The organism is Ruminococcus flavefaciens 007c (assembly GCF_000571935.1).
In the GTDB taxonomy this organism is placed as follows: Bacteria; Bacillota; Clostridia; order Oscillospirales; family Ruminococcaceae; genus Ruminococcus; species Ruminococcus flavefaciens_F.
Map to the genome: position 1 here is coordinate 163,022 of NZ_ATAX01000028.1, position 18,074 is coordinate 181,095.

Here is an 18,074-nt window from a genome sequence, read left to right on the forward strand (position 1 = left end):
AGGTAAATATCATGGAAAAGATAACACTTGAAGAACTGAAAATGAACTCACGCAGCGAGATGCTTACTTTTCTGAAAAAGCTGTGGAAGGGCGAGGGAGCTCCCTGTCCTCTCTGCGGCAGCGGCCTTGAACTGCTCCATAAAAAGGCAAAGAAGAGTGACTGCGACTGGCAGTGCAGAAATTGCGGAAAGGTGATAAGAACTCTCGACCTGCTTGACCGCATCAACCAACAGACATAATAACACCCGCCCGTATCTGTAACATTTTACAAATTCGGGCGGGTATTTTTGTATATATCGGAGAAACGAAAAATTTTATTTCTTAAATTCAATGGTTTTCCGTTGAATTTCAGCTTTTTTCTGCCCTTATACAGAAGGCTTCGGCAGAATTCATCATGCCAGAGGTATCATAAGGGTAACCGTCAGTCCCTGTCCCCTGCAGGAACAAATGAGCTCACCGCCCATTCTTGCCATAAGCTCGCTTGAGATATACAGTCCGAGGCCGTTTCCGTCCTTTCCTGCCGAATTGTTTTTACCCCTGTAAAATTTATTGGTTATGAGGCTTATCTCCTCCTCGGGAACTCCGCTGCCGTAGTCTCTCAGCGACATCTCAAGATAGCCGCCGCTCAGCCTGTAATCCACATCTATGGGAGTATCCGCGTACTTGTAGGAGTTGCTCAGGATATTGCCTATGACCTGTGAAAGACGTATCCTGTCGGCGTTTATGATACATTCGGGTATATCCTTCTCCCTTGCCAGAGAACGGGTATCGTGCTCTGCGACCAGCTCATGTAGTATGCCCGAAACCTCGTCGCAGCACTCTACATTCATCTCTCCCAGCTCGTCCAGAGCAGAGGACAGCAGGTCGCTGACGAGTATGTTTATCTGCTCTGCTTTCTGATGGATATTATTGACCTTGTCCATAACGTAGCTGTCGTTCACCTTAACGCTGAGCAGCTCGCAGATGAGCTTTATTCCCGTTATGGGAGTCTTCAGATCATGACTCAGGGAAGCCACCATTTCCCTTTCCTTTATCTTCAGGGCATTTTCCCTGCTCCGGGCCTCTTTCAGTTCCTCGCGCATAATATCGAAGCTCTCCGTAAACGCACCGAACATATTGTCCTTTTCGCGGATAATGGGCGTATCCAGTTCGCCTGCCGCCACCTTTCCCGCGAACTTTTCCATATTCCTGAAGGGCTTAACAATAGTCCTGCGGACGTACAGACCGTAAAGCACCACTGACAGCAGCATTACCGCTATCATAACACCTCCCGCCATGAGGAGCTTTCTTCTGATTATGTCGTATTCGCTCTTATCGGGATCGGGCATGACCACCGTCCCCAGAAAACGGGTGCCGTCGCTGACAGCAAGGCATATATAGCCCTTACTGAGGGCTGTCTCGGGACATTCCACCTCCTCAAGCTCACTGTCTGCGGAGGAATACCAAAGAATATCGCTGCTGTCAAATACCAGCAGTTCAGTGCCGAGTTCACAGCTGTCAAGGGCTTCGGGGCTGTTCCATTTCTCCCTGACCGTCTGAACTATATTATTCACATATAGCGTATCTATTCCGCTGCTTCGGTAAGAGCCCGTTATCCCTGCAAAAAGTACCAGACCTGCGATCATCACAGCCGTCAGTACCACAATGATCCTGCTGTAATTCTTCATAGCTGCGCTGTTATTCCTCCATATTCTCTATGATATAGCCCACGCCCCAGACGGTCTTGATGATATCGGGAGCATTTGGATCCTTCTCTATCTTCTCGCGCAGATGACGTATATGCACGGCCAGCGTGCCTTCACCTATGTACTCGTCCTCCCAGACATTTTTCAGGAACTCGTCCTTGGTAACCACTCTGCCGCGGTTGCTGAGAAGGTAAAGCAGCATCTTGAACTCCATAGCCTTAATGGCAGTCTCCCTGCCGTCCCTGTAAAGCTTATGAGCGCCCGTATCCAGGGTAATGTCCTTTGTGATGCGTATCTCGCGCATATCCTTGCCTGTCCCCGCAGAAACAGCTTTGGCGGAGACAGCAATTGCTGCCTCCGCTGCTTTTTCGTATCGGTTAAGGATAGCCTTTACCTTGGCAAGGAGTATGTTCAGTGTATAAGGCTTTTTGATATAGTCATCTCCGCCTATATTAAGCGCCGTGAGAACATCGTCATCGCTGGTCCTTGCGCTTATGAAGAGTATGGGCATATCGTACTCCGCCCTTATCTGCTTGCAAAGCTCAAAGCCCGACCGCTCTCCCAGGTTTATATCCAGCAGCAGAAGCGAGACCTGATTTTCCTTCAGGAAGCTGACCGCCCCGTCGTAATCCGTCACATATGCTGTCTTTATATCGAAGATATTGAAATACTCTGCTGTTGTTTCTGCTATGGTTATATCATCGTCTATCATAAGACACTGATACTTCATATGAAGCTCCTCCTTTTACTGGGTTATTCCGATGGTGCCGCCGTCCTCGCCCAGGAATACTATCTTGCCTTCCGCGGGCATGGGCACAGAGCTGCCGTAATCCTTGAAGTAGCTTGAATATATCATACGATCGAACTTATCGTATACATATACAGCTGCATTTTCGGGTATATCCAATGTTATCGTCTTGTTGGCCTGAGCGCCTATCCTGTACCATGAAGCCTTCTTTGTATGCAGCTTTATCTCGCTGACATTCTCGGGAAGCTCCTTGATTGCGTCCTCCGAGATCATCTCCATTGCGCAGTTGGTAATGTCCAGTATCTCGACGCCGTTTTCCTTTCTGATCTCTATATCCTGTACATCTCGTCCTCCCGGCATTACAAGATCGGACTTTACATGAGCGCTGTCAATGATCCTGCCCTCCTTGATATAGCCTCTTGCCTCGGGATAGGTCTGTACCTTCACACTGGGCATTTCCGCATAGTAGGTGTTGGAGTACTTTCCGCTGTATAAATAGTATTTCTTTCCGTTCCTTGCGTCCCAGGCTGCCAGCATCTCGGCGCTGACCGAAGACTTTTCCGCTCTCTGCATAGAATAGTGGGACATGGATACATTTCCGCAGCCGTTCATATCCATGGAAACGTCTTCACAGATATAGTCCCTGCCGTCTCTCCTGCGGAAGGTCAGCACACTCTGATTTTTTCCCTGTACAGCCTTTCCCGCGCTGATATTTCCCTCCACCTGCACGAAGCTGTCCTCGGTGGTGTACATATAGTGCTTTATATCCTTTCTGTCGCCGGTGATGCAGCTTATCTCCATATACTTCCCTTCGGGGAAGTATACGAGATACAGGCCGTTTCCGGAGAAATAAAGATCCTCAAAGGCAAGGTATCTTTCGGGTACGGTATCGAGAGTCTCCTTCTTTTCCGGAAGCCTGTGCTCGATATTTATGCCCTTTTCCTCAAGGGCAATATCCATGAGGGACATTGCCATAAGACTGTTGACGGAACTGTTTCCTCCCGATGAAAGGACTGAAACGCTTATCTCCTCATCGGGAGCCACCAGAAGCTCTGCGTGCTGATTCATAATATCTCCGCCCTTGCTTACCACCTTGACGCCTGCCACCTTATAGTCATCATAATCCACCTGATCCCAGCCCAGTCCGAAGCCGTCCTCGTACTTGTCGGTTGCCTTGGTCTCAGACATCTCCTTCTTTGACTTCTCAGAGAGCAGACTGCCGTTCCCTTTGAAGAAGGCACTTCCGAAGGTACTGAGCTCCTCAGCTGTGGACATAATGCCGCCCGAGCCGAGATCCATGCAGTAATCCTGCGCTATCCTCACGTTGCCGTTCAGAAAGGTCCCGACCATCTCATCAGTGCGGAAAGCGTTCCACGGAGTACCTGTCTGCTGCATATCAAGAGGCTTGCAGATATTTTTCTCGATATAATCCGTGAAGCTCTCACCGCTCACCTGCTCCACAAGCAGCTCCAGCAGCTCAAAACCGTCGTTGCAGTATGCGCCGTAATCCCCGGGAAAGGTCTTGAGTCTCTGTCTGCCCAGCTCCTTCAGCAAAGTATCGTGGGGAGCTGTGTCCCTGTCGTCAAAAATCATGAAATCCCCTGCGGTCGTGCCCATGAGACCTGATGTATGATTCATGAGCATACGCACCGTTATATCCTTGTATCTCTCGTCAGCCATGCGGAATTCGGGTATATAATCCGTAAGAGGAGCGTCAATGTCTATCTTGCCCTGCTCTGCAAGCTGCATAGTCGCAGTTGTTGCGAACATCTTGCTCACAGAACCGATACAGGACAGCGTATCGCTGCTCTCATATGTCTTGTTTACCCCAACATTCCCCGTATCTTCCGCAGCTGCAAACGTCATTGCAGGAGCGGCAAGAAGCGCCGCCGCCATCAATGAAGCTATCCTTGTTTTTCTCATATCTATCCTCCTCATTCAGCCATAAGCTCGCAGACCGATATTTTCTTGATCTTCCTTGCACCGATATAAGCGCAGGCAAAGCAGAACATAAGCAGTATGATGTCCAGCACTATCACTGCAGGGATATTTACGCTTATCCTGCCGAGGAAGCTTGTAAGAAGCTTTATGAATGATACTCCCACAACAGTTCCTATCGCCACAGAGAATACCGACGCAGGCATTATCCTGAATGCCAGCTGGAGCATGAGCTCTCTTGAAGTATATCCCATTCCCTTCATTATGCCGAACTCCCTGCGCTGCTTTCTTACGCTGGATTCCATGAGTATAAAGAGTATTATCATTACTACCAGAGCAGATATTCCCATGAACAGTGAAGTGAGTATGGCTATTGCCAGTGCCAGTCCGCCCAGCTGAGTCTTCAATATGTCGCCTATATTCATTATCGAGCGGATTATAAATCCGTCGCTGTTGCCCTTTATCACAGTATCCCCGGAACGTATAGCATATTCGATATGCGAAGCTCCGCTGTTTGCCATGAGCTCGGCGATCTTCTTTTCGGCAGCCGCCTTTATCTTTTCCTCATAGGTACCGTTCTGAATGCTTCCCTGACTTGCATCGGCGATGCTCCTGCCGTATTTCTCGGTAAGGACGTATCTGAAATCGTTGGTCTCAACTCCGTCGTTGAGATAGAGCTCTATGGTATCGGGACTGTATGTAGGTATGATCCTTCTCAGTCCGTCATCGGTGATATAAAGGTTGACACCGCCGTTGGTAACCGAAGTTACCACACCTGAAACGATATATTTCCTCTTTACGTTGAGATATTCCAGTGTCATGCTGTCACCTGTTTTCAGCTTGTACACCTTCGAGAACATACTCGAGATCATTACCTCGTTGTCATGCTCGGGGAAACGTCCTTCAAAGGGGAATATATTCTCGGTAACACTGTAATCGCTGAATGCCAGAGGGAGCATCTTTTCATTGAAATCCGATGCAGTCACAAGGAAATTCATACTCGATGTGGGAACAGCCTTTCTGACCTCGGGCATTTCCATAAGCTCCTCCGCAAATTCCTCGGCGTTCACCGAGCTCATCAGCTCTATGCGCAGATTGCTCAGTTCCATGCCTGCGCTGGCGGATATAGCATTCATATCCTTGCTGAAGAAGCTGAACATTATGAAGCTTACGACTATTGATAGGGAAGAAATGGTTATGCAGAGAGTAAGTCCGAGATTCTGTTTGAAGTTCTGCAAAAATCCCTTCATAGCAAGACGGAGATGGACGCTTTTTCTGGTATTTCTCAGAGGCAGGCGCTCTTTCTTGAAGTGGTTATCCCCTATGCCCTTGCGAAGTGCGCGTACAGGCGGATATTTCCTTACCATATTTGCTTTTATGAAGGCTATGAAAGCCACGAAAGCCAATATTGCCAGAGCTGTCAGAGCCATGGGCACTAAGGCCACAGAGCCGCTTCCGTGATGTCCGGCTATGATCTCTCCGATGTGCAGCAGCACGGGAGTAATGAGCATACAGCCGCCTGTTCCCACAGCTATGCCTGCCAGTGAGATGATGAGATACTCGATAACGTATGACAGTGTTATCTCTCTCGATCTGTATCCCAGAGCCTCCAGCACTCCGATAGATACGATATGCTCCTTTATATCCCCGACTATCCTGAATCTGATCATTACAGCAACAGATATTATTATCACCGCAGCCATGATCACAAGGAATTTGAGCATAAGCTTTATACCATAGGTTATGCCTTCATCTATGCTGTTGTAGGTCAGCGCGATTATGCCGCTGGAAACGTCTTTATGGGAGCGTTCCGTGCACTTGTTTATCAGATCCATCAGAAGTTCTGTTCCGCCTTCACCCTTACAGTCGTTGTAGCCTATGATCTCATACTTGGTCAGCACGGTCTCGAGAATATGATAGTCGCTGTCGCTGATTATCATTTTGAAGCCGCCGCCTGCCGAGTCAAAAAGCAGTGTATCGTAAAAGCCCGCTACGGTAAATGAGAACTTTCTGGTGCCGAATACCATATCAAACTTATCGCCTTCCTTATAGCCCATGGTATCCTGGACAGCATATGGCATATATACAGGATGCTCAAGGGCAGCTATCTCTTCGTCACTGAGAGAGGTCTCTATATTGGTCTTCTGGAGCTTGTTGTTGTTGTCCATTGTAATGAAGCACATATACAGAGCCTGCTCCTTGCCGCTCCTGTCAAGGTAATTGGTGCTCATGCTGTATACTGCCTGAGAACGTACCAGTTCCTCGACTCTTTCGTCCTCCCTGATAATATCCTCGTATTCCTCATCGTATGCATTTTCGGTCATGAGCAGATAGTTCTGAAAGCTTTCCGTGCTCTTCATGGTATACGGGAATATCTCTTTTATACCCCCGAAGCTTGCCAGTGCTGAGCCCATGAGCATCATGCACAGCATTACAAGTATCATAAGGGCTACTGCTTCAAGCTTGTGCTTCTTTATGTTTGCCCATGAAAGTCTGACGATCTTGTTCATAACCGTCACCATCCCATCCTGTCAAGGAAATCCTGAAGTCCGTCCCTGCGCTTTTTCAGATCGTCCGAGCCGTATACAGGCATCTCATGCTCGCCCACCACGGAACCGTCGCTGATGAAGATGACTCTGTTGCCGCGGAGAGCTGTCTTTATATCATGAGTTACCATTACTATGCTCTGTCCCTTGCTGTGGAGCTCCGTGAATATGTCCAGAACGTCACGTCCCGATGAGGAATTCAGGCTTCCCGTGGGCTCATCGGCAAAGAGTATGGCAGGATCGTTTATTACGGCACGGACGATGCCTACACGCTGACATTCGCCGCCCGAGAGCTGATTTGGATATTTCTTCCATATCTCCTCTTTTATGCCCACCTTTCTGAGAAGCTCCTCTGCTTTTTTAACAAGCTCGGGAGAATTCTTCTGAGCTACGAGGGCTCCGGTCATGATATTGTCAAAGACTGTCATATTCTCAAGCAGATGTATGCTCTGAAATACAAATCCGCAGTTCCTGCGTCTGAAAACTGCCAGCTGATCGTTGGTGTATCCCGAAATATCTTCTTTTCCGAAGAATACCTTTCCGAGGGTAGGCTTGTCCATGCCCGAAAGAGCATACAGCAGTGTGGATTTTCCCGAACCCGAGGCACCCATGATAACGGTGAAGTCCTTTTCTCTGATCTCTATATCAAGATTTTTTATAACGTGCTGCTGAACACCTCCGTTTGAGAAGGTCTTGCACAGCTTTTCGGTATGAAGTACTGAGGAACTCATTATTATACTCTCCTTCTTGCGGCAAAGGCCTTCTCATAAGACCTTCTGCCGTTGATTTACAGCCGCATCGCTGACTGTAATTATATTATAAACTATCCCGGCGGAAAAATCTTTATCGCAATAATATCTTTTTCTTATCAAATTCTTAACGGTTTCTTTTCTGTTCTGTATATAGGATTATACCACATATCCGCTTTCAAATCAACGCATACCGCGGCTGTAACAGCAAAAAAGGCTGCACAGGAGCACTGTACAGCCGTAAAGGACTTATCATAATATTATCCGCAGCGGACATCTTTTCTTGCTTTTCCGTATATTTTTCCGATGATAAACGCAGTAACATCAGCAAATACCGAGGCGATGCGCATTACCAGCACGAAAAGCACTATCCTGTCCGCATACTGATCTCCGCATACAAAAAGCATAACGCCCTCGCGTATGCCTATGCCTCCGGGAGCTCCGGGAGTAACAAAGCCTATTATCCATGCAAACAGAAATGCACCCGTAAGAGCAAAAAGCTCCCTTGTGCCTGCCTCAGGGACTATAAGCGCCACACAGCCCAGATACATTGCTGCGGATACACAGTTATGGACAAAATAGTAAAATATACCGCTCAGCAGCTGCGGTCTGTTGCTCTTTTCAAAGGCCTTTGAATAGCGTGAAAGATAGCTCCTGACCTTGTCGCGGAATTTCAGCCTTACCGCCACGAATACGACTATGAGCAGCAGTATCCCCGCCGCCCCTACTATAAGCAGGTTCTTGCCGTACTTTTCAAGGAGCTCCGCTATCTTGCCACCCAGCAGTATCACAGATACCACGCCTGTCCAGAAAACGCAGAAGAAAACATCAAGTATCGTCGCGCAGGCTACGTCCACATGGCTTATATCCATATCTGCTGCCAGCTTGTTGCGTCCCACGTACTGAAAAACGTTTCCTGGGAGGTACTTGTATATATTCGACTGTGTATACACGGGCATTGCCGCGGAATAGGGTATCTTTCTGCCCGAAAGCGATCTTGTGAACATCAGCCACGGGAAGCAGGCTATTATTATCTGTGCGGTCTGTATTACGAAGCTCAGCGCAAAAGCGCCTATAACACGGGGAGCGCTGAGATCCCTGAGCTTTATATCCATATCGATTATCTTCTTGACTACAAAAGCCAGTGCCAGTATGACCACCAGATGTCCTGCCAGCTTCAGCAGCTTTTTCAGGTTTATCTTATCCTTCATGGGCACCCGTCTTTTCCGCAAGGCGCTGAACGACCTCGTTCATTCTGTCCCATGAGTACTTATAGGCCTCTTTGCGGACATTCTCTGTAAACTCCTCTGCCCTGTTCTCACGGAAAAAGCGGCATACAGCCTCCGCAAGGGCATGAGGATCCTTCGGCGGCACGATATATCCCGTCTTTTCGTTGAGCACCACCTCGGGAAGTCCGCCTACATCTGTAGCGATAACAGGCTTTTCAAAGCCGTAGGCTATCTGTACGATGCCGCTCTGTGTAGCGGATTCGTAAGGCAGCACCACTATATCCGCAGCCGCAAAATACTTCTCTATGCCGCTGTCGGGGATATAGCCGTCAACTATCTTTATGCTGCTTTCAGCACCGCTCTTCTTTATCTGCTCAAGGTACGACTCCTTGTCGCTTCTGAATTCTCCTACCACCCACAACTCTATATCTGCATCGAACTTCACTATCTCGGGCATGGCATCGATGATATGGCGGAGTCCCTTGTAATCGCGTATGAACCCGAAGAACAGCAGCATTTTCTTGTCGGGAGCTATGCCTGCCTCCTGCTTTGCCTGCTCCTTGCTCATATCCTGTATCTTGAAGGCGTTGTATACGGGATGCACCGTAGCCTCATAAACGGGAGAAGCCGTTATTTCCTTCAGATCCGAGGCCTCCTTCTCGGAGTGGGTTATATATGCAGAGCCCCTTTTCAGAGCGCGTTTTGTGAGAAAACGATCCATAGGGAAGCGCTCGTGAGGAAAAACGTTATGGCAGACGAATATCCTCGGTATCTTCCTGAGCATAAAGGACAGGCAACTGTAGCACGGCGAGAAATAAGGATGCCACCACTGCATTATTATATGGTCGGGCTTCATTTTTTTGATCTTATGCGCCGAAATAATCCAGTTGAAGGGATTGGCAGTATTTATAAGGTACTTCGTACCGGGTATCTTGAAGAGATCGTTCTCGAAGTCCTTCTGCTCGTTCCTGAAAAGCAGCTTGGGGTACTGCATCTTGTATGAAACGGTCTCAACGTCGAAATCCTTTTTCAGATTTTTGACCATTGCTCCCGTATAGTGGGCTATACCGCCCTTGTACGGGAATACGGGACCTATCATAACTATCTTTTTCTTCTTATTTTTCATTCTTCTTTTCCTCGTCGCTCTTTCCGCATTCCATCTTTCTTACTCTGTACTGAACGTCCTCAATGAGCTTCCTGTTGGCGGAAATGGTATCGCCCAGAAGTCCGATGGTTATGGTCTGGAAGCCCATCATTACCATTATAGCCGTAAGTATAAGCGACTGAACGTGTCCGTCACCCTCGCCCATTGCCATGAGTATCAGGAAGCGGATTCCGAGTATGGCACCGATAAGGAGCAGTACAAATCCTATGGTCATAAAGAACTTGAGAGGCTTGTACATAACGAATGAACGTGTGATAACTGTGGAAGAACGCTTCATGTAGCGCCACATACTCGAAAAAAGACGGGAAGGTCTTGTCTCGGGATTTGTTCTTATGGGCACAGAGGTCATAGCAGTTTTGTTGTTTCCTGCCTGTATGATAGTTTCAAGAGTATATGTATACTCATTGACAACGTTGAGTCTCAGCGCCGCGTCGCGGGAATAGGCTCTGAAGCCGCTGGGAGCGTCGGGTATATCGGTGCCCGAAGCAACACGCACCACCCAGCTGCCAAGGTGCTGGAACTTCTTCTTTTTCCACGAGAAATGCTCGGTATTGTCAATAGGCCTCTCGCCTATTACTATATCTGCCTTCTCGTCCAGTATGGGGCGTACTATCTTTTCAATATCCGCACCGCAGTACTGATTGTCCGCGTCGGTATTGACTATTATATCAGCTCCCAGGTGGAGGCAGGCATCAATACCTGCCATGAAGCCCTTTGCAAGTCCCTTGTTGCGCTTGAAGGATACTATATGATGGAAGCCCAGCTCTCTTGCACGCTGCACGGTATTGTCCTTGCTTCCGTCGTTGATGATAAGGTATTCTATGGTATCTATACCGTCTATATGTCTTGGCAGGTCGTTATAGGCCAGCTCAAGAGTCTGTTCCTCGTTATAGCATGGTATCTGAATGATAAGCTTCATAATCTTAATCCTCCGTTTTCACTTCAATGGAATTGAGCTGTGCATAAATAGTCTCGGGATCGTACAGGAATACCACGATCTCAACGCCGCTGACGTCCCTGTCAAGGTCTGCATCGAGCTCCAGCTCCAGTTTTCCATCCTTATCCAGCATATCTGGAGTTATCTCCTCATGAACGTATACAGTCTGGCCTCCGTCGCTGTTTATCTCTGCATAGCCTATCTCCTCAGCCTTGTTCATATCGTCGAAATCAAGGTCCAGAGAGAAGGTGTAGCTGCCCTTATCAAGGTGCATATAAGGTCCGTAGCACAGATAATTGAACTCGGGAGCACTCTCTATCATATCCTCCGACTCCACATAGCAGCTGCTGTCGAATACGCTCATCATATCAAGAGGTATCCTGTTGTCATAGCTGCCGGTCTTTTCTGCGGAATAGAGTATATGCCTGTCGGAGCGGTCTATGATCTCATGTCCCATGAGGTCTACCACATTGCCCACGGAGGCAAAGAGGTATCCGTCCTCACTGAAGGTCTCGGGGGACTTGGCTATATCGATGCGGACATCGTTCATTTCGTACTGAAGGAAGGAAATGAAGGTGCCTGCGTCCGGCATTACGTATATATGCTTTTCGGGGAGCTCCTTCACTCTCTCACAGAGAGCACGGTCGCCCTCGTAGGCCTTCTGGTTCACGGTTATGGCAAGCTGCGCACTGGGAGTATTGGCAATGAAAAGCACTGCACATACTGCCGAGCAGACATATATGCTCAGCTTTTTCCATCTCAGGAACCATGATATTGCAGCCAGTACAAAGAACCATGACACTGCATAGCTGATATAGGCGTGGAAATTGCGCTCGCTGAGCTCAAAAAGCTTGCATATGGGCGGTGCGCATACCTTATTGAAAGTGAGATCCTCCACAAGGGGCATGGTCCTGTTGGCTCCGCTGGCGCCTATCCTCATGATAAAGGGGACAAGCATCATAAGGAAAAGATCCCATTTCTCGGCTTCAAACAGGAAGCATATGCCCGACATTATGAAAAGTCCTACCAGTATATCAAAGTATCTTGTATAGAGCACATGGTCGATGCGCTTGAATTCTATCATGAATATGCAGCTTATGAGATATGTTGCTGCAAAGGCGCAGAATATGAACAGGAACATGAGAAATCTGCTGTCGGCGACCTCCGAGAGCTTCTTTCCGCCCTTTACTGCCTTTCCTGCCTTGAAAAAGCCTATGCCGCCCTTTCTTACCATTACAAGTATCGCAAAGAGCACCAGACAGAAGCTGCCCGCAGATACTGCAAAGCCCTGTCCCGCCATCACTCCCAGGAGCCTCTTGAAGCCCGAAACAGAAGAGACAGCCGTTTTCATCCTGCCGAATACGCTGCCTGCATCATTGCCCGAAGCGCCGCTGTCCCACAGTACGCTTACAAGATGTCCCTTTATGAGCTTATCGGCTATGAAGCCTGCAATGAGCGTGATCAGGAAGGCTCCGCTGTGACGAAGCTTTATCTTCCTGCATACTGCTGCGATGAATACCACGAATACCACCGAGGCAACTATACCTATGGTCCTGTTGTGGACCATGTACATATACGCGGAAGCTATGCCCAGACACGCCGTATTGAGGTATGTGGGCTTCTCGAGTATCCTTACCATGAGGAATACCACGATAGTGGCTGCCATAAGAAGTGCAGTCTCGGAAAATGCCACTCCCGCATTGAACTGATAGGAGGTATAGAGCATACCTGCCGCTGCTGCCACACTGGCAGGGATTATACCCAGCTTCGGGAAAAGCCGCCTTATGATATAGACGTACATGAAATAGCATATCTCATCCATGAGTATATTCATTATCAGCGCTGCACGGTAAAGCACCACCGTATCCTTTATAAGCTTTACGAGAGGTGCCAGCAGCAGACTGTAACCGTAGGAGTACCATGCAACAGTACCGGATACGCCCCGCCAGTCAAGTCCCGCAAATTCCGCCGCGTGCATCCAGTAGCCCATCTCGTCGTTATATACGAAGGGGCTGTAGCACTTGCCGACTATACGGTAATTCAGTATAAATATCACCGCTGCCAGGATCAGCGTTACTATGTACCGCGGATCAAATGCAGGCAGCCTGCGCTTCTGCTTTGTCTTTTCGTTCATATACTGTCTATGACCTCCTTGAAGCCTTTCATTATAACTTCCCAGCGGTAGTTGTTTTCAACATACTTTTCCGCGTTCCTGCAAAGCAAGGCATATTCCTTATCATGTGAGAATATATAATCGAGTATTCCTTCAAATTCAAAATAATCAGTATAATAAAGTCCGCCGTTGCTCTTTACACAGTGTCCCTTAAGGACCTCGCACACTCCGTTGACTATAACGGGCACGGAAAGCGTCATGGCTTCAAGGACGGATATGGACAGGCTCTCGAACTTTGACGGCAGAACAAGGCATTTTGCTCCTGCGATACCGCTGAACTTGTCCTCCTCGCTGACAAATCCGAGGCTTATGATATCCTTGTGCGAAGGTATATCACATACGGGCTTGCCCATGAGCACCAGCTTCAGGCTGCTGTCCGGACGGCGCTTCTTGTACTCAAGGAAGTACCTGAACATAGCAGGGCAGTTCTTTCCCTCGTCGATACGTCCCACGTATATGAGATAATCGCCCTCTATGCCGAATTTGCTGCGGAAGTCCTTTTCATCGGGGGTGCAGGGCACCTCAACTCCCGTTCCCATTACACGGCAGGGAATATCCTCACAGTGGAAAAGCCCCTGTACAAGGGCTTTTTCCTCATCCGTAAGGAAGATATAAGCCCTGGGCAGTCTGAAAAAGCTCTCATAGGTCTTGAAATGTATGAAGGGCTCTTCATGGGCCGTAGGTATGAATATGGCTTTATCGGCGACCTCGGGAAGCCCCGTGACCGTCAGGTAATACAGATAGGTCACAAAGATAAATACATCGTACTTATTTTTGTTTTCGCGGATATAGTCAATGGCTGCGGGAGAATATGGACCCTGCTTTTCGAACCATATCTTCTCTTCCTCTGTATTGTATTTTCCTGAACGGAGATATCTGCCGTTGAAGTCATTGAAATCCTTTGCACGTGGCTTTGCCACGGGGAAACGGAGGACTCTTACTCCGTTTATCTCCTCCTCATCGGCGGTGTAGTGATTTTCCCATGTGGTATACTCCAGCGCCTTGGTGGTGATGACGTCTACCTGAAAATCTCCCGTGAGCCTCTCGGCTATAAGTCGTGTATAATACTCCGAGCCGCCGTTTACCTCAAGTCCGTATCTCTGATTTACAAGAGCTATCCTTTTCATTCTTCACTATCTCCGCTAACTTCTCTGAAAAACTTCATATATTTATCGACTATAACGTCCCATGCGAAATTGCTGCGCACGTATTTCCTGCCGTTCTCGCCCAGCTGTGCAGCCTTTTCCCTGTTGTTCAGGAACCAGTCCGTACAGCCCTCAAACTCGAAATAATCACTGAAATAAAGTCCACCGTTGGACTCAGAGGCGAAATTCCTGGTAACCTCGCAGCCGCTGTGTACCAGCACGGGACGGCCGCAGAGCCAGCTTTCCATGATAACCAGCGAAAAGCTCTCATGCAGAGAGGGCTGACAAAGGAACTCTGCCGCAGCCTGTGCGTTGTATTTGTCCTGAAGCTCCACAAAGCCGAGATCGATTATGCGCCTGTCCTTTACAAGCTCCGCAGGCAGGTCGATATTTCCGCCGCCTATGAGTACCAGCTTCAGGTCGGTATCACGGCGCTTTATATACTCGGAATAATACTTTACAAGGGTATGGACGTTCTTGCCCTCGTCTTTTCTGCCCGCATATATGATAAAGGGGCTGTCTATGCCGAATTTGCTCCGGAAGGCCTCACCGTCGCTTGTGAGGTCGGTGTATACTCCCTCTCCGAGGCAGCCCTGCTTTACGCGGCTCATGTCGAACACGCGGTTTGCAAGATCGTACTCGGGCTTTGCATGGTATATTATACCGCCGATATTCTCGAAAACAGGCTTGAAAATATCCATATAGACATAGGATTCGTCATGGAAACAGGGTATCAGCACGGACTTTTCGGGGCATACCTGTAGTCCGTGATAGGTGGTGCCGAACATATAGGGAATGAACACAAAAAGGCTGTAATCGTCCTTGTGTTCACGTATATAGTCGCACAGACCGGGGCTGTTGACCATTTCCTCCACGTATATGCGCTGCTCCTCGCCGGAAACGGGCAGATCTCTCATGAGCTTGGCATTTACTGCGTCAAAGGCCTGCACATCGCGCTTCCTGACCATGAATCGCCTTATGGGGAAGCCGTGTACCATTTCCTTACCCTCGCTGAAGTAGTTCTCGTTCCAGTCTGCCGAAAACTCCTTAACGCAGGTGCTGAGCATTTCCACCTCCACTCCGCTTTCGTGGAGGTGAGTGGTCAGTCCGCGGAGCTCCATCTCCGCACCGCCGGGTATTTTTTCACTGTACCACGGAATAACAAATCCTATCTTTTTCATTTCCCTGTCCTTTGCTTGGTTATTTGCCCTCTATGAAGCCTTTCAGCTCCTTTTCGAATACATTTTTGATACGCTCGTAGGAAAAATCCTCCAGACGTCTCCGCTGTCCTTCTATAATACTCTCCCTTAGGCTGTTGTCGGTAAGCACTCTGTCTATGACAGCTGCCGCAAAAACGGGATCGTTGCTGTCAAGGAGCACTCCGCTGCCGCCGAGGGTATCGGATATTGCACTGGTGTCATATGCGATTATGGGTGTATCGAAGAACATAGCCTCCACCAGGGGCACACAGAAGCCCTCATGCTCGCTCATACAGACAAAGGCGTCCGCGATATGATAATAGGCAAGTATCTCGCTGAACTTTATATGCCCAGGAAAAATAACGTCGTCGCCTATGCCGAGAGCGGCTGCATACTTTACAAGGCGCTCGTGATAGTTCTCCATGCCCTTTGAAGAGCCCACAAGTATCAGCCTTGAATCGGGATTGAGCTTCTTATAGCAGTAAAAAACTCTTATAACGTTCTCCTGCTTCTTGTTGGGAGCTATTCTTCCCACGAATACAAGGTTCTTCCTGCCGTCGCTGTATTTCTTCACAGTCTCCCCGTCGGGAGCCTGCTCATAGTCCGAAAACTTTATGAGTATGGGACGGACGTCAATGGGACAGGTATAGCCCATTTTTACCAGCTCAGCCTTGTTGAAGGCCGAGTCCGCCAGAACATAGTCCACCTTGTCCCTGAGAAACTCCACGCCCTTGTAGCCGTGCTCGGTAAGCTGGGTGGCTGCTGTGCTGTACTGGCGGAAGAATTCGGGAGGGGTTATATTATGGTATACCATTACCCTGCGGCACTTGTAGTTCTCTATCCTGAAGGTGAGGTCGGTGCCTGTTGACTTGTGATATATAAGGACATCGTCCCTGCCGAGGCCGCGGAGCTTGTCCGCCTTCTTTGCAATGCCGTCGGGGAGCCTCTTGTCAATATTCTCGGCATATATATCCGTATCGTAGCCCATTTCTTTTATAGCTCCGCTGAGAGCTATGGTGTCATTGCCTATGGCGTCGCCGAAGGAAAGTGTGGGAAGGAGCTGTACTACTCTCATCAGTCATGCTCCTTTGAAAGCTGTCTGCGAAGCTCAGCATTTTCCCTTTCAAGCCTGTCAAGCCTTATGACAAGCTCCTTCTGTGCCAGCTCAAGAGTCTCTATCTTTCCGCTCACATCCTCAGCCTCGGAGTCGGCAAGGGACTTCATAACCGTGACCGCATTGGCGTTGAAGTCGTTCTGCTCCATTACAACAGGCTCAACGTAGAACTTTACCATCTTGCGTATCACCTTCTTGAAGAATACCTTGAGAGGATTGCCCCTGAGCTCCTTATAGGGCTGTATATAGTAATGAGAGGTGATATAGTCCAGAGCCTCGGACAGGGAACCGCCCTGTGCGGTCTTCCTGAAGGGAACGTCCTCAAAGCTGAGCATATCGGCAGTAAGTCCCTGATCCTTTATGCTCTGCCTGATCTCTGTCATTATGTCCTCTATATTGATGTTCTCGTTTTCCATTTCTTATCCTTTCTTTACAGCTACGACAGCATAATCCTGACTGCCGAATATCATATCCGACACCCGTTTCATGGCTTCGTTGAATTCCGCCGTATTTTCAGCGCTCTCGCATTTCAGCGCAGGTATCTCATAAGGCGGTCTACTGCTCTCTGTATATATTATCTCGATGTCCCTGAAGCCTGCCTTTTCAAGGTAATACTGCATGGTCAGCGGATGAACAGGCTTTATGTGTGAGGGATCGATGTAGAATGCGTTGGTATATATGGACAGTGATGTGGGATTGGGAGTCTCTATTACTATGCAGCCTCCGTTCTCCAGTCTCTCATAGGCCGCATTGCAGAGGCTTTTTATCTGGTGAGGCTTCAGATGCTCGACTACCTGACCGAGGAATATACCGTCAACGCCCTCTGTCCTTTCAAGGAAGTCAACTCCGTCGCAGCAGGTAGCTTTAAGCCCCTTCATATTGCAGTATTCCGTATAGGGCTCGTATATGTCCACGCCCTCGGCAGGTATGCCATTATCCTGCATGAGAGAAAGGAACTCTCCTCTGCCGCAGCCGATATCCAGGACCTTTTTCCTGCCGCTGAAGTACTTCAGGTAGAATTCCTGCGACTTCTTTATGCTCTCGATAGAGCCGCGGAAATGGTTCTCAAAGTCGAAGTAATCTATATCGTCATAGTCCGAGCCGCTTTCCGGAGCCGCCGCAGCAGTAACTGTACGCACCGCAGTGCTGTCGGACAAAGAAGCAGAATTCAGCTTTTTCTCCACTATGCCCAGCTTTGACTTTACGAACTCGCTTTCGCTGGTCATGCGCTCCAGAAGCGCGTTGTTGTTGCGCACATTCACGCATACCGATTCCAGCTCCTGCTTAATGCTGCCTTCTCCGCCGAGAGAGCTGCGAAGCTCCTCCATATCTCTGTCGGCTGCCTCAAGGCCTTTGAGGATAAATCCGAAGACCTTTCTCTTTATAGCGCCCTTAATGCCTTTCTGTTCCCTGATACTGTCCAAAAAACGAATAATATTACTCATA

General features: G+C 48.6%; 15 protein-coding genes. 1 reads left to right on the plus strand and 14 read right to left on the minus strand.

Annotation, left to right across the window (positions count from 1 at the left end):
- Nucleotides 1-11: 11 nt before the first annotated feature.
- On the plus strand, nucleotides 12-239 hold the full coding sequence (locus RF007C_RS11565; RefSeq protein ID WP_051456648.1) for a hypothetical protein: 228 nt from the start codon (nucleotides 12-14) through the stop codon (nucleotides 237-239).
- Between the two features lie 153 nt (nucleotides 240-392).
- Here the strand turns inward: RF007C_RS11565 and RF007C_RS11570 are convergent, their stop codons facing one another.
- The 14 genes from RF007C_RS11570 to RF007C_RS11640 form a co-directional block, all read right to left on the minus strand.
- A complete protein-coding gene (locus RF007C_RS11570; RefSeq protein WP_037299961.1) occupies nucleotides 393-1,667 on the minus strand; it encodes a HAMP domain-containing sensor histidine kinase in 1,275 nt (424 codons plus the stop codon).
- Nucleotides 1,668-1,677: 10 nt separating this feature from the next.
- Entirely contained in the window at nucleotides 1,678-2,415 is a 738-nt protein-coding gene (locus tag RF007C_RS11575; RefSeq protein ID WP_037299965.1) for a response regulator transcription factor, read from the minus strand.
- 15 nt (nucleotides 2,416-2,430) lie between these two features.
- Entirely contained in the window at nucleotides 2,431-4,356 is a 1,926-nt protein-coding gene (locus tag RF007C_RS11580; protein WP_037299969.1) for a serine hydrolase domain-containing protein, read from the minus strand.
- Nucleotides 4,357-4,367: 11 nt separating this feature from the next.
- On the minus strand, nucleotides 4,368-6,881 hold the full coding sequence (locus tag RF007C_RS11585; RefSeq protein ID WP_161634889.1) for an ABC transporter permease: 2,514 nt from the start codon (nucleotides 6,879-6,881) through the stop codon (nucleotides 4,368-4,370).
- Between the two features lie 5 nt (nucleotides 6,882-6,886).
- A complete protein-coding gene (locus RF007C_RS11590) occupies nucleotides 6,887-7,648 on the minus strand; it encodes an ABC transporter ATP-binding protein (protein WP_019680002.1) in 762 nt (253 codons plus the stop codon).
- A gap of 278 nt (nucleotides 7,649-7,926) precedes the next feature.
- Complete coding sequence (locus tag RF007C_RS11600; RefSeq protein WP_037299976.1) at nucleotides 7,927-8,877, minus strand: lysylphosphatidylglycerol synthase domain-containing protein; 951 nt, start codon at nucleotides 8,875-8,877, stop codon at nucleotides 7,927-7,929.
- Nucleotides 8,867-10,021: a glycosyltransferase family 4 protein gene (locus RF007C_RS11605; protein WP_019679999.1), complete on the minus strand. Its 1,155-nt coding sequence runs from the start codon at nucleotides 10,019-10,021 to the stop codon at nucleotides 8,867-8,869. The genes RF007C_RS11600 and RF007C_RS11605 overlap by 11 nt, the downstream gene beginning before the upstream one ends.
- The gene (locus RF007C_RS11610; RefSeq protein WP_019679998.1) at nucleotides 10,011-10,979 is read right to left on the minus strand and encodes a glycosyltransferase family 2 protein; all 969 of its coding nucleotides are present in this window, start codon (nucleotides 10,977-10,979) and stop codon (nucleotides 10,011-10,013) included. Before RF007C_RS11610 ends, RF007C_RS11605 begins: the two co-directional genes overlap by 11 nt.
- Nucleotides 10,980-10,983: 4 nt before the next feature.
- Nucleotides 10,984-13,131 (minus strand): hypothetical protein, encoded by a 2,148-nt coding sequence (locus RF007C_RS11615; protein WP_037299978.1) that lies wholly within the window; start codon nucleotides 13,129-13,131, stop codon nucleotides 10,984-10,986.
- Nucleotides 13,128-14,297 (minus strand): glycosyltransferase family 4 protein, encoded by a 1,170-nt coding sequence (locus RF007C_RS11620; protein WP_019679996.1) that lies wholly within the window; start codon nucleotides 14,295-14,297, stop codon nucleotides 13,128-13,130. Before RF007C_RS11620 ends, RF007C_RS11615 begins: the two co-directional genes overlap by 4 nt.
- Nucleotides 14,294-15,496, minus strand: a complete 1,203-nt coding sequence (locus tag RF007C_RS11625; protein WP_037299979.1) for a glycosyltransferase family 4 protein — start codon at nucleotides 15,494-15,496, stop codon at nucleotides 14,294-14,296. The genes RF007C_RS11620 and RF007C_RS11625 overlap by 4 nt, the downstream gene beginning before the upstream one ends.
- Before the next feature lie 19 nt (nucleotides 15,497-15,515).
- Entirely contained in the window at nucleotides 15,516-16,589 is a 1,074-nt protein-coding gene (locus RF007C_RS11630) for a glycosyltransferase (RefSeq protein WP_037299981.1), read from the minus strand.
- Nucleotides 16,589-17,044, minus strand: a complete 456-nt coding sequence (locus RF007C_RS11635; protein ID WP_037299983.1) for a hypothetical protein — start codon at nucleotides 17,042-17,044, stop codon at nucleotides 16,589-16,591. Before RF007C_RS11635 ends, RF007C_RS11630 begins: the two co-directional genes overlap by 1 nt.
- A 3-nt stretch (nucleotides 17,045-17,047) precedes the next feature.
- Nucleotides 17,048-18,073 carry a class I SAM-dependent methyltransferase gene (locus RF007C_RS11640; protein WP_037299984.1) on the minus strand — a complete coding sequence of 342 codons (1,026 nt, stop codon included), beginning with the start codon at nucleotides 18,071-18,073 and terminating at the stop codon, nucleotides 17,048-17,050.
- Nucleotide 18,074: the final 1 nt, after the last annotated feature.